This is a genomic window from Burkholderia lata, from assembly GCF_000012945.1.
In the GTDB taxonomy this organism is placed as follows: Bacteria; Pseudomonadota; Gammaproteobacteria; order Burkholderiales; family Burkholderiaceae; genus Burkholderia; species Burkholderia lata.
The window spans coordinates 840,643-851,828 of sequence record NC_007511.1; the positions used below are offsets into that span (position 1 = coordinate 840,643).

Annotated in this window: 13 protein-coding genes; 7 read left to right on the forward strand and 6 right to left on the reverse strand. The window is 64.4% G+C overall.

The genetic code is table 11. The annotated features are described in order from the left end of the window. Positions 1–45: 45 nt before the first annotated feature. The gene (locus BCEP18194_RS26500) at positions 46–1,575 is read right to left on the reverse strand and encodes an FAD-dependent monooxygenase (RefSeq protein ID WP_011354351.1); all 1,530 of its coding nucleotides are present in this window, start codon (positions 1,573–1,575) and stop codon (positions 46–48) included. A gap of 149 nt (positions 1,576–1,724) precedes the next feature. On the opposite strand from BCEP18194_RS26500, the gene BCEP18194_RS26505 reads away from it, so the two are divergent. Continuing rightward, the gene (locus tag BCEP18194_RS26505) at positions 1,725–2,399 is read left to right on the forward strand and encodes a TetR/AcrR family transcriptional regulator (protein WP_011354352.1); all 675 of its coding nucleotides are present in this window, start codon (positions 1,725–1,727) and stop codon (positions 2,397–2,399) included. Positions 2,400–2,462: 63 nt separating this feature from the next. Here BCEP18194_RS26505 and BCEP18194_RS26510 read toward each other — a convergent pair whose 3' ends face one another. After that, positions 2,463–3,098 carry an isochorismatase family cysteine hydrolase gene (locus BCEP18194_RS26510; RefSeq protein WP_011354353.1) on the reverse strand — a complete coding sequence of 212 codons (636 nt, stop codon included), beginning with the start codon at positions 3,096–3,098 and terminating at the stop codon, positions 2,463–2,465. Positions 3,099–3,442: 344 nt separating this feature from the next. Here BCEP18194_RS26510 and BCEP18194_RS26515 point away from each other — a divergent pair, with 344 nt between their 5' ends. Both BCEP18194_RS26515 and BCEP18194_RS42155 read left to right on the forward strand, forming a co-directional pair. Further along, positions 3,443–3,829, forward strand: a complete 387-nt coding sequence (locus BCEP18194_RS26515; protein ID WP_011354354.1) for a VOC family protein — start codon at positions 3,443–3,445, stop codon at positions 3,827–3,829. A 66-nt stretch (positions 3,830–3,895) separates the two neighbouring features. Beyond that, positions 3,896–3,997 (forward strand): ATP-binding protein, encoded by a 102-nt coding sequence (locus tag BCEP18194_RS42155; protein WP_167316035.1) that lies wholly within the window; start codon positions 3,896–3,898, stop codon positions 3,995–3,997. Between the two features lie 70 nt (positions 3,998–4,067). Here BCEP18194_RS42155 and BCEP18194_RS26520 read toward each other — a convergent pair whose 3' ends face one another. The 3 genes from BCEP18194_RS26520 to BCEP18194_RS40215 form a co-directional block, all read right to left on the reverse strand. After that, a complete protein-coding gene (locus tag BCEP18194_RS26520) occupies positions 4,068–4,583 on the reverse strand; it encodes a hypothetical protein (RefSeq protein ID WP_208860725.1) in 516 nt (171 codons plus the stop codon). A gap of 177 nt (positions 4,584–4,760) precedes the next feature. After that, positions 4,761–5,600, reverse strand: a complete 840-nt coding sequence (locus tag BCEP18194_RS26525; RefSeq protein WP_011354356.1) for a hypothetical protein — start codon at positions 5,598–5,600, stop codon at positions 4,761–4,763. Positions 5,601–5,923: 323 nt separating this feature from the next. Continuing rightward, entirely contained in the window at positions 5,924–6,298 is a 375-nt protein-coding gene (locus BCEP18194_RS40215; RefSeq protein WP_081436658.1) for a cytochrome c, read from the reverse strand. 355 nt (positions 6,299–6,653) lie between these two features. Between BCEP18194_RS40215 and BCEP18194_RS40220 the strand changes: the two genes are divergently transcribed. Beyond that, positions 6,654–7,100, forward strand: a complete 447-nt coding sequence (locus tag BCEP18194_RS40220; protein WP_157687242.1) for a GNAT family N-acetyltransferase — start codon at positions 6,654–6,656, stop codon at positions 7,098–7,100. A gap of 119 nt (positions 7,101–7,219) precedes the next feature. Here BCEP18194_RS40220 and BCEP18194_RS26535 read toward each other — a convergent pair whose 3' ends face one another. Next, complete coding sequence (locus BCEP18194_RS26535; protein WP_011354359.1) at positions 7,220–8,134, reverse strand: glutaminase; 915 nt, start codon at positions 8,132–8,134, stop codon at positions 7,220–7,222. 219 nt (positions 8,135–8,353) lie between these two features. Here BCEP18194_RS26535 and BCEP18194_RS26540 point away from each other — a divergent pair, with 219 nt between their 5' ends. The 3 genes from BCEP18194_RS26540 to BCEP18194_RS26550 all read left to right on the forward strand — a co-directional run bounded on the left by BCEP18194_RS26540 (position 8,354) and on the right by BCEP18194_RS26550 (position 11,181). Beyond that, positions 8,354–9,064 carry a response regulator gene (locus BCEP18194_RS26540; RefSeq protein ID WP_011354360.1) on the forward strand — a complete coding sequence of 237 codons (711 nt, stop codon included), beginning with the start codon at positions 8,354–8,356 and terminating at the stop codon, positions 9,062–9,064. 64 nt (positions 9,065–9,128) lie between these two features. Then, on the forward strand, positions 9,129–10,259 hold the full coding sequence (locus BCEP18194_RS26545; protein WP_011354361.1) for an ATP-binding protein: 1,131 nt from the start codon (positions 9,129–9,131) through the stop codon (positions 10,257–10,259). Between the two features lie 298 nt (positions 10,260–10,557). Next, positions 10,558–11,181 carry an FMN-dependent NADH-azoreductase gene (locus BCEP18194_RS26550; RefSeq protein ID WP_011354362.1) on the forward strand — a complete coding sequence of 208 codons (624 nt, stop codon included), beginning with the start codon at positions 10,558–10,560 and terminating at the stop codon, positions 11,179–11,181. Positions 11,182–11,186: the final 5 nt, after the last annotated feature.

An 11,186-nucleotide genomic window follows, 5' to 3' on the forward strand; every position in this document is an offset into this window, starting at 1 on the left:
GGTCGGGAATATACACCGGATTCTTCAGACGACGAGGCGCTGCCTTCAACGCGCGGCGCATGGCTTGCCGAACCATCGCATCGCCGCGTGCGCGGCTTCGTCGACGGTCAACGCATCGTCACCGGCCCACGCGACGACACCGTCGGGCCGCACGAGCACAGCACGCAATCCCAACCGGTCTTTCGCATCGCTAGCGAGATACGCGATCCGGTCGTGCCAGCGGGAGGCCAGCGCCTGCAACGGCCTGCCTCCATCGAAGTCCAGCAGCACACCTTTGCCGTGCCTGACGTGTTCGCCGAGCCGCGTTCCGTCGACGAATTCAAAATCGGGCACGCTGCGGCCCACGAGCGGATGTGCGCCGCCGAGATCGTACGCAACGGATACGCCCCACACGCGCTCGGCGAAGTACGTCGCCCCGTCGCGCGTGTCGACCAGATCGCGAACGATCGCCTCGAGTGCGCGCGAACTCCGGGCCGGCCGCATCAGCGCGACCTGTGCGCGCGACCAGTCGAGCACGCGGGCACCCACCGGATGCCGCTCGTCCGCATAGCTGTCGAGCAGGCCCGCCGGCGCGTCGCCGCGGATCGTGGCGGCCAGCTTCCAGCCGAGATTCATCGCGTCGCCGAGCCCGAGGTTGAGCCCCTGGCCGCCGAGCGGCGAGTGGATGTGCGCGGCGTCGCCCGCGAGCAGCACGCGGCCGTTGCGATAGGCGGTCGCCTGGCACGCGCGGTCCGTCCACGTGGTGGCGAGCCGTAGCGCCGTCAGCGTGACGGCGGTGCCGGACACGCGACGCAACACCGCCTGCGCATGGTCGAGCGTGACCGGCCCGCTCCGGTGGAACGCGCCGCCGTCGAATTCGACCATCGCGATCGTTCCGGGCTGGGTGTACGTATACATGCCGGTCGCGGTGTAGTGACGGCCGGGCGGCAGCGTGCCGGAGTTGGCGAGCTCGACCTCGAGCGAGTAGCCGGTGAATTCGGGATCGGTGCCGGCGAACGTGAAGCCGCCCGCCTTGCGGACCGTGCTGCGCCCGCCGTCGCAGCCGACGAGCCAGCGTCCGCGCCATGTGTTGCCGCGGGCGTGCAGCGTCACCGCATCGTCCTCGTCGGACTGATCGAAGCCCTCGACACGGATGCCGCGCCGGATCTCGGCGCCCGTCGCGCTCGCACGGGCGGCCAGCGCGGCTTCGACGCGTTCGAGATCGGTCGCCATGTGGGTGCCGGCCGGGCCGGGCAGGCGGTACGGCCATCGGGACGCATCGATGCGGTCGTGGAAGAACGGGATGCCGGCGAAATGCCCGCCCGGACGGCGCGACTGCTTCATCCAGTGCGCGGTGTCGTACGCGCCGGACGGCATCGCGATGTCGTCGAGCAGGCCGCGACGGTAGAACGCTTCGATAGTGGGCGCCGACAAGCCGCGCATGCCGAACGGCAGCCGCTTGAGCGGGGAGGCCGGATCGCCGGCCTGCTCGACCACCAGTACCGACAGGCCGGCAAGGCGCAACTCGCAGGCGAGGAACAGGCCGACAGGGCCGGCTCCGGCAATCACGACATCATGGGTGACGGGCTGAGTCATCGAGGGCTCGGTTGCCGGCCGGGGCGGGCCGGCGGCGGTAGGAAGGGCGGCACCTGACAGGTGTCGTGCGCCACGAATGGGCATCTTGTGGAACGTCGTTCCAGTGCGGGATATTGGAACGTTGTTCCAGATGTGTCAAGCTACCGCGCATGGCAACCAAAAACCGAACCGAGCGGCGTGCCGACGCGCTGTCGAAAGAGCGGATCATCGACGCCGCGATCGAAATCCTCGACAACGAAGGCGAGGGCGCGCTGACGTTTCGCGCGCTTGCCGCGCGCCTGGCGACCGGAAGCGGGGCAATATACTGGCATGTCGCCGACAAGCACGACCTGCTCACTTTGGCCGCGGATCGGGTGATCGCGGGCGCGATGGCAGATGAATCGAAGGCACCTGACGGCGAGGCGGCGGACGCGATCCGTCGCGTCGCGTTGCGTCTGTTCGATGCGTTCAGTGCGCATCCGTGGGTAGGTGCGCAGCTGTTCCGCGCGCCGTGGCAGGACGCGGTGCTGCGGATTCTCGAAAGCGTCGGCGGGCATCTGCAGGCGCTGGGCGTGCCTGAGCCTGCGCAATTCAACGCGGCATCGGCGCTGATGCACTACATCTTCGGGCTGGCCGGCCAATACGCGGCCGGCGCCCGCCTGCATTCGCGCGATCCGGCGCAGCCGGAGATCGTGGCGACCGTCGCCGACCGGTGGACGCAACTCGATCCCGCGACGTATCCGTTCGTGCGCAAGGTGGCGGCGCAACTGGCCGCGCACGACGAGCGCGAGCAGTTCGTGGCCGGCATCGACCTGATTCTGAAGGGGATCGGAACGGTCCGGTAGTCGTTATCCTGCGGGCCGATTCGGGTGAAGCCGTTGGCCCGTCACGCTCGCGCGACTGCCTTATTACTCGAGCAGGTGCAACGCGTCCGCGAGCGACAGCACCGTCGTGCGCGATTCGAAGGCGGTGGAGAACAGGTGCTCGTGGACCACCGGATCCGGGTCGTAGCAGCAGTCCTTGACCGTGTACAGGCGGAAGTCCGCGTCGCTTGCGTGGGCGATCGACGACAGCATCACGCCCGTCGACGCGATGCCGACCATGATCAGCGAATCGACGCCTTGCTCAACGAGCCGCGCCTGCAGATCGGTGCCGAAGAACACGCTGGCGCGGTGCGCGACGATCAGCGGCTCGTCGGACTGCCGGCCGAGTTCCGGGCACGGGCCGTCGTTGATGAAGAGGCCGAGCTGCTTGATGCCCTGGCCGTTCTTGTTGCGTGGGCTGACTTCCGGATAGCCGGGGCTGAACCGGAGGTTCGCGAACCAGACGCCGATGCCGCCGGCCCGCGCCGCGTCGCATAACCGGCGTGTATTGGCGAGCAGCGCGGGCGCGACGGACGGAAAGAGGCCAAGGATGTCGGTCTGGTAATGCATGACGAGCAGTGCGGTGCTCGACGGCACGATCGCGGGAATCGGCGCGGATGGGCTGTCGCCGGGGTTCGTGCGGGGTGTCGTTGCGATATCCGGTGCGTGTTGCCGAGTCATGAACGAGAGTCTCCGATAGCCCGCGGGGAATTTCAGCGTCCCCGATTTGTACCGGAAAATCGGGGCGCTTGCCGATGCGATTTTCGTAGGGGTGTTTTACCGCGCCGCGCGGCGGCCCCCGTCATCCCGGCGCAACGTTTCGTCGCGGCCGCAATATACTGGCGTGCGCTTGATCGACCCACGGCTGGTCGAGGTAGTGCGACGCCGATGCCGATGCCGATAGCCGGCCGCAACGGCTCGCCGCTGCCGGTCTGCGTTGTCGCGCGGATCGCGCCCGAAGCGGCAAGGCCCGGCGCGATGCCATTTCACGTCACGTCACGTTGCGCCAACACGAGCTACACGTCATGCCAGTTACCGGATTCAGTCACTACAATCTGCGAGCGGATCGGCCGACACTCGATTCGCTTCGCGATTTCTACGTCGACATCGTCGGCTTGCAGGAAGGGTTTCGTCCGCCGTTCAAAAGCTTCGGCTATTGGTTGTATGCCGGCACGCAGGCCGTGCTGCATCTGTCGGAAGCGCGGCCGGGCGAGTCGCGTCCTTCGAATGTTGCCAATACGTTCGATCATGTTGCGTTCGCCTGTGCAGACGCCGACGAAATGGCGCGTCATTTGACTGCGGCCAACGTGGCCTTCACGCGCGCGCACGTTCCGATCACCGGACAGGTGCAGTTTTTCTTCCGCGATCCGGCCGGCAATGGCGTCGAGTTGAATTTCGCGCAAGCCGAGTGAGCGAGCTGATAACAATGACCCGACGCCACTTCGGCGCTCGACCTGAAGGAAGGGGATTTCATCGCGGTGGTGCATATCGTTTTCGGGCCGCAAGGTGCCGGCAAGTCGACTTATGCGCGGACGCTCGCCGCCGCGTCCGGTGCGACGCGTTTCTCGATCGACGCGTGACCGATCCGCCGAGGGGCGACGACGCTATCGCGTAGCGGCACCTTTGCGGTGATGCCGACCATCTTCTGCGCTAACGCGCCAGGTCGCAATGCATCTGCAGGCTTTCCGTTGCGTTGCGGTGAATCTGAAACCCGTGCCGCATCAGCGCGGCCCGGATCTGCGCGAGGGCAGACGCGCAACGCCGCACACGGCGTTGCTGCCAGGCAGGTGGCGTGAATACACCCAGCGGCAACATCCGCACGCGCCGGCCGTTCAAGCTGAATGAAACGTCGATATGCGTTCCATCGACATCGTGTCCGTTGCTGCCGAAAATATCGGCCAGTTCGTCGAGGCGGGCGGGATAGAGCAGGCGGAACGCGCCGATCCCCAGTGCTCGAAACTGACGGCGGGCAAAACCGAGCCTGGACGCCCGTGGCTCGTAGCCGCGCGTCAGGATCAGGGTGATCTCCGCGGGCAACTCGGTCTGGATCGTCTGCAACTTGCCCAGGACATGCGTATCCACGCGGACGTGTCGCGCGGGCCAGCGCGGCCGGATCTGAACGCCGGCGTGAACACCGGGCGTCAGCTTGAGCAGGTTCGATTGCATCGTGAGTATCCGTGGTCGCAATGGGCCATAAGCGACGGACATTGCAGGGTAATTCGTTCATTCAGCGTGGCGGTGCGTGCGGATATCGACTGGCGCGGCCGTTGCCACGGGGCAATCGTACGTGGTACCGACACGCGGGCAAGCTGAGCCGCAGTACGGGGGCTGCCCGCCGCCTCGTCAATCACTCCCGAAGAGCGAGAGACTGCCGTCCTGCTCCCTCGATACCGTAACCCTTGTCCCGCGGCGTAGTTCGTGGCGACCCACACGTTGGTCGACGGCCAAGGTGCAGGAGAATCGTTCGGATCCGTCGAATTCAAATGGCCCTGCGTCACATTCAATGCCGAAGTTTTTCCGCGCATGAGGCAGCTCTCCCGAAATCGACGGGGCACCGATGCCCTCGATTGCGATTGTCTTGACGTCGATTCCGGCGGGGAGATCGACTTCGCGGTTTCGAAACCCGGAGGCAAGCGTGCAGTCCACCTCGTCCACCAATTTTTTGAAGTCGAAGGATGCGTGCTCCCGACGGTGCGTGAATGGGCCGGGTGCACACTCGATTCCGTTGAGCGATGCCGGTTTCGCAAGCGTTCCCCAGGCAAGGTAGCTCGCCTTGTCGTCGATGCGGGACACGAGGAAGTTTCCGCTCACGGTCAGCCCCAGAAGCGGTGTGTTCGACGGGACGGTGCCGCTATGGACCGAGTGTGGCGCATCCTGGTCCAGGACAACCGTCGATCCCGGCGGGAACGTCATCCCGTCGAATACCGTTGTCCGTGTGACGTGGTGGGTGTACCAGGCGCTGACTGCATGGCCATAGCCGTCGGCAATGGCACGATTGTTGAACAGTGCGACAACCTGCACGACCACCAGGGCGCAGAGAAAGAAGACGCCGCGTCTCCAGGCTTTATGTGCGCGAACGCGACCGATCAATCCGACGGCCGCGACGACCAGCGTGAGCGGTATGGTGACGGCAAGCGTCAAAAAAAGCAGGATCGCCAAATCCGATATCCCGTACAACGCCATGATCGAGTCTCCGGTTGATCAGTTTCTGCCGCGATCCATGTTGAAGTGCTGTCCATACCGCCCGGATCCTGGTGTCGGGCAGACGTGCAGCGAGCATCGCTTATGCGTCGGGGCTGCTATTGGAAACACTCTAATCCGGACCGTTCGCCAGGCGTGGTCTGCTTATCCACGGCCTTCTTGGTATGCCAATGGCGCCACTTTTTCGGCCGAATCCGACGTATCCGATGCCGCCGCCTCAATGAACCGACCGTCCCGAACAAGTCGTCAACCCCTCCAGTACCAGCGTCCCGGTACTCCGGCAATCCAAACCCGCGTCGAAATCTTCAATTTTTGAAAATCAATCCGCTCATATATTGATTCAAGTCGCGGAAATCTTTGACTGTCCAGGCGTGAGGCGGCAGTTTTACACCATTCTCCCGCAACGTTTTCGGAATCAGGTCTCCGTTCGGGCGAAGTATGACGGACGAGACAATCACGCCCGGATAATCGTTGAGTCGCTTTTTGAAGGCGGGCGTCGTAAGGTCGGGCGTGGGCGGGTTGCTTTTGTTGGCCAATGGTCCGGTTCCTCGGGCATCTGCGCCGTGGCACATCGCACATCTCGCCAGGAAGATCTTTTTCCCGTTATCACTATCCGCGACGGCCGGTGATGTTTGAGCAAGCAATGCTATTCCCAATGAAGCGACGGCGAATATTTTCATTTTTCGTGTTTTTGTTGTGTGAACCGCTACATGTCTCTGTGGGGGCGGTGGTTGCCGAATGGCGAGTTCCCCATTGAGCGCGTCGATATTCACCTGTCGCCATTGCGCCAGAGCAGGCACACCCAACCCCGCCCCCTCAAAAAATCGACCTTCCCGAATAAGTCGTCAACCACTCCAGCGCCAGCGTCCCTGCGCTACGTGTATATAAACCGACGCCCCGATGTCGACCAAGCGGGCGAACGTCGCACTCTCTTGGGCGATCGGTTGAATCCGCCGCGAGTACTGGTCATTCGGCAACTTTGGGCGGGTTGCTGTCGGATCGTCAAATCGCTAACATTCCCCGGTGCTCCGGGCGATGGTCATCAACATGATCTCAATTCAACAGTTAGCAACCCTTCCTCCGCAGCTATTGGATTTTGAGCGTGAAGCTGTCGATCAAGGGTTCAACTTTGTCGGCCGTTTGATTCGCGAGTGGCAAGACGGAAGCAACAGGTTCGATAAGCCGGGTGAATGTCTGCTCGCGGTCACTGACAACGGAACTCTTCTGGGGGTTGGCGGCTTGAACGTCGACCCCTATGTCCCGGATGGGTTGACCGGCCGCCTGCGCCGCCTCTATGTGGCGAATGCCTTCCGCCGTCGCGGTATAGGTGAAGCCCTCGTTGCTGCACTGCTTCAGAGAGCAGAGCAGCAATTCCATCAAGTCCGGCTTTCAACGGATACAGAATCTGCAGCTGCCTTCTACTCCCGACTGGGATTTCGTGCAGTTGAAGATGAAACGGCCACCCACGTGAAAATGCTGTGACGAGCATCGGTTATGGATCGATCGCTGCCAAAGGGTTAATTGCCCGCGCAGGGTGCTGGCGCATACCGAATCGACCTGCAACCATTGTGGGGCATGAGTTGCGCGTGGATTCCGCCCCCTCAAAAAATCGACCTTCCTGAATAAGTCGTCAACCACTCCAGCGCCAGCGTCCCCGCCAGTGAGTTCCCGTTCGCATCGAGCCCCGGCGCCCACACGCACACGGCCATCTCGCCGGGCAGCACCGCGACGATCCCGCCACCCACGCCGCTCTTCGCCGGCAGCCCGACGCGATACACGAAATCCCCCGCTGCATCATAGGTGCCACACGTCAGCATCAGCGCCGACAGCCGCTTCGCGGAACTCGAATCGACGATCCGCTCGCCGGTCACCGGCGCGACACCGCCGTTCGCGAGGAACAGCGCGGCGCGCGCGAGCTCGACGCAGTTCATCGTGATCGCGCACTGGCGGCAATACGCATCGATCACCGTGTCGGGCGGCATCTGCATGTTGCCGAAGCTCGCCATGAAGTGCGCCATCGCGCGGTTGCGCTCCGCGTGCTGCAGCTCGGACTGCGCGACGCGCGAATCGTAGTCGATGTCGTTCGCGCCGATCAGCCGCCGCACGAATTCGACGAGCGCCGTCTCGGCCTTCACGAAGCGGCGGCACAGCACGTCGGTGACGACCAGCGCACCGGCGTTGATGAACGGATTGCGCGGCTTGCCGCGCTCGCTCTCGAGCTGGACCAGCGAGTTGAACGCGTTGCCGGACGGCTCGCGGCCGACCCGTTCCCACAGTTCATCACCCAGCAGCTGGAACGCGAGCGTGCACGCGAACAGCTTCGAGATGCTCTGGATCGAGAAGCGCTCGTACGCGTCGCCGACCGTGCAAACGTTTCCGTCGAGCGTCACGACGGCCATCCCGAACTTGTCGGCCGGCACTTTGGCGAGCTCGGGAATGTAATCGGCAACCCGTCCCTGGCCAATCCAGGGGGCGAGTTCGGTGTGGATGCGTTCGAGGATCGTCTGGTAATTCATCAAGTCAGGCGGGTAGGTGAGCGGCCCGGATTCAGGCGAGCCCGTATGGAACCGTCCCGGCGCCGATTCGTCAAGCGCGGACGATATCGCGCCCTTATTTTCAAGACCTCTAAACAGGCAATCGGCGGGCGCAGTATCATGCGGTACGTTTCGGCCAATGGCCGGCGTCCGGCACCGGCCGGCGCCGCCGCGGCTTCCCCGATGATCCGACCGCTGCCCATGTCTTTTCGCATCCTGCTCGTCGAAGACGACACCCGCCTGTCCACGCTGATCGCCGGCTACCTGCGCAAGAACGACTATGAAGTCGACACTGTGCTGCATGGTGACGCCGCGGTGCCGGCGATCCTGTCCATTCGTCCCGATCTCGTCATTCTCGACGTGAACCTGCCGGGCAAGGACGGCTTCGAAATCTGCCGCGAGGCACGCAAGCAGTACGACGGCGTGATCATCATGGTGACGGCCCGTGACGAGCCGTTCGACGAACTGCTCGGCCTCGAGTTCGGCGCGGACGACTACGTGCACAAGCCGGTCGAGCCGCGCATCCTGCTCGCGCGGATCAAGGCCCAACTGCGCCGCGCGCCCGCGCGCGCGGTCGAGAGCACCGCGCCGCAGCCGGAGCGCTACGCGTTCGGCAAGTTCTCGATCGACCGCACCGACCGCTCCGTCGTGCTGCCCGACGGCAGCACGCCCGACCTGACGTCGGCCGAGTTTGACCTGTTGTGGGCGCTCGTGTGCCACGCGGGCGAAGTCGTCAGCCGCGACGACCTGATGCTGCAGTTGCGCGGCGTCGAATTCGACGGCCTGGACCGCACGATCGACGGGCGCATCTCGAAGCTGCGCCGCAAGCTGCGCGACGACGCGAGCAACCCGCAGCGGATCAAGACGATCCGCAGCAAGGGCTATCAATTCAGCAAGCACGCGTGGGAATGACGCGACGTTCGTACGACGCCGTCACGTTCCGCGCGGGCCTTCCATCCGCCGGCCGGGAGCCGAGATGATCCGACGAACCCGTTCGCACCCCGATGCACCGCCGCTGCCGACGCTGCGCTACGTCAAATGGCGCTGGCTGCATTTCCGTCGCGCGTGGACCGATACGCGCGCCGACCGCATCCCGAGCTGGTCGCGTCTTTACGTTCGCACGTACCTGCATCTGCTTGGCCTCGTGCTGCTGACCGCGCTCGTGCCGGCGCTCGCGCTGTGCGTCGAATTGTCGCCGCAGATCGTGTGGCATGCGTTCGACTCGCTGCCCGGCGACATCTGGATCGTGCTCGTATTCGTGTTCGCCGCGCCCGCGCTCGCGGCATACCGGTGGATGCGGCCCGTGTGGTCGGATCTCGTGATGGTGCGCGAGCGCGCGATCGATTTCACGGGCGGGCGCTTCAACACGCGCGCGCGCGAATCGCACAGCGTGATCATCGGTCCGCTCGCGCGGACGCTGAACGCGCTCGCGATGCGCATGGAACGGCTGATCGCCGCGCAGCGCGATCTGACGAACGGCATCTCGCACGAGCTGCGCACGCCGCTCGCACGCGTGCGTTTCGCGCTCGAAATGCTGCGCGAACCGGGTTCCGCGGCCGAATACCAGGGCGCGCTCGAGAGCATTGCGCAGGACGTGACCGAGCTCGAAGAGCTGATCGACATGAGCCTCACGTATGCGCGGCTCGAATACAGCTCGCTGCAGTCGAACCTCGAGATGACGGCCCCCGTCGCGTGGTTCGAGCATCAGGTCAGCGATGCGCAACTGCTGTATCCGGAGCGCGCGATCGAGTCGCGCATCGCGATCGCATCGGATCTACGCGTGAAGATGGACCGGCGGCTGATGTCGTATGCGATGCGCAACCTGTTGCGCAACGCGAGCAAGTACGCGAAATCGCAGATCGTCGTCGGGATCTCGCTCGTGCACGGCAACATCGGGATCTTCGTCGAGGACGATGGTCCCGGCGTGCCGGAGAGCGAGCGCGAGCGAATCTTCGACGCATTCGTGCGCCTCGACCGCCGCACCGGCGGCTATGGCCTCGGCCTGTCGATCACGCGGCAGGTGCTCCATGCGCACAACGGCCGGATCGCGGTCGTCGATCCGGTCGAGCTTGGCGGCGCGCGCTTCGAGATCAGCTGGCCGGTCTAGCGCTGCGCCGCGCGGGGCCTCGGCCTCGACAGAAGCAGCACCACAGCCGCACGCGCCGGATTCGAGCGCGTCGCCGGCCTTTCCCGCCGCACCTTTCCCGTTTCGACACCTTCCTGCACGGCAATCGCGTAACGATTCGTTTGGCGCGCGTGCGCGCTTTGCATTACGATTGCAATTGCAACTAAATGGGCCGGCCGATCCATGACAGCGGAGGCGGGCGGCTCGCGATGCAGCAGCGAAGCCGGGGCCGTCACGATGGCCGCCCCTTGTTCATGCATTCCTGTCCGGGTCACACATCATGCGGCTTTTGAACATCGTGTCTTCTCCCCGCGGCGCCAGGTCGGCTTCGATCGCGGTCGCCCGTGCCTTTGTCGATGCGTACCGGCAGACGGGCGCAACGATCGACGTCGATACGCTGAATGTCTGGGAGGAGGACTTGCCGGACTTCGACAGTGGCGCGATCGGCGCCAAGTACAAGGGCGTTGCAAACGCGCCGATGGATGAGGCGGAACAATCGATCTGGCGGCGTATCCAGTCACTCGTGAAGCGCTTTCAGGACGCGGACCGGATCGTCGTCGGCGTGCCGATGTGGAATTTCGGCTATCCGTACAAGCTCAAGCAACTGATCGATCTCGTCAGCCAGCGGAACATGCTGTTTACGTTCGACGGCAACGCGTACGCGCCGCTGCTGGAGATCCCGCGCGCGCTGGTGATCCATGTTCGCGGGCAAAGCCGGGAACCCGGCGCGGGCGCCGACAACCCCGGGTTCCGGCATCAGGCCGACTACATCGAATTCTGGCTGAGGTTCATTGGCGTGAGCGAGGTCAGGAGCCTGACCGTCGAACACACGTGGGGGGCACGCGCAAGCGACAGCATCGAACGGGCGCAAGCCCGCGCGGTCGAGATGGCCGCGGAGTTCTGACCCGG

Coding starts and splice junctions, on each gene's coding strand:
- BCEP18194_RS26500 (WP_011354351.1), bottom strand. CDS start 1,575: ATGACTCAGCCCGTCACCCATGATGTCGTGATTGCCGGAGCCGGCCCT.
- BCEP18194_RS26505 (WP_011354352.1), top strand. CDS start 1,725: ATGGCAACCAAAAACCGAACCGAGCGGCGTGCCGACGCGCTGTCGAAA.
- BCEP18194_RS26510 (WP_011354353.1), bottom strand. CDS start 3,098: ATGACTCGGCAACACGCACCGGATATCGCAACGACACCCCGCACGAAC.
- BCEP18194_RS26515 (WP_011354354.1), top strand. CDS start 3,443: ATGCCAGTTACCGGATTCAGTCACTACAATCTGCGAGCGGATCGGCCG.
- BCEP18194_RS26520 (WP_208860725.1), bottom strand. CDS start 4,583: ATGCAATCGAACCTGCTCAAGCTGACGCCCGGTGTTCACGCCGGCGTT.
- BCEP18194_RS26525 (WP_011354356.1), bottom strand. CDS start 5,600: ATGGCGTTGTACGGGATATCGGATTTGGCGATCCTGCTTTTTTTGACG.
- BCEP18194_RS40215 (WP_081436658.1), bottom strand. CDS start 6,298: ATGAAAATATTCGCCGTCGCTTCATTGGGAATAGCATTGCTTGCTCAA.
- BCEP18194_RS40220 (WP_157687242.1), top strand. CDS start 6,654: ATGGTCATCAACATGATCTCAATTCAACAGTTAGCAACCCTTCCTCCG.
- BCEP18194_RS26535 (WP_011354359.1), bottom strand. CDS start 8,134: ATGAATTACCAGACGATCCTCGAACGCATCCACACCGAACTCGCCCCC.
- BCEP18194_RS26540 (WP_011354360.1), top strand. CDS start 8,354: ATGTCTTTTCGCATCCTGCTCGTCGAAGACGACACCCGCCTGTCCACG.
- BCEP18194_RS26545 (WP_011354361.1), top strand. CDS start 9,129: ATGATCCGACGAACCCGTTCGCACCCCGATGCACCGCCGCTGCCGACG.
- BCEP18194_RS26550 (WP_011354362.1), top strand. CDS start 10,558: ATGCGGCTTTTGAACATCGTGTCTTCTCCCCGCGGCGCCAGGTCGGCT.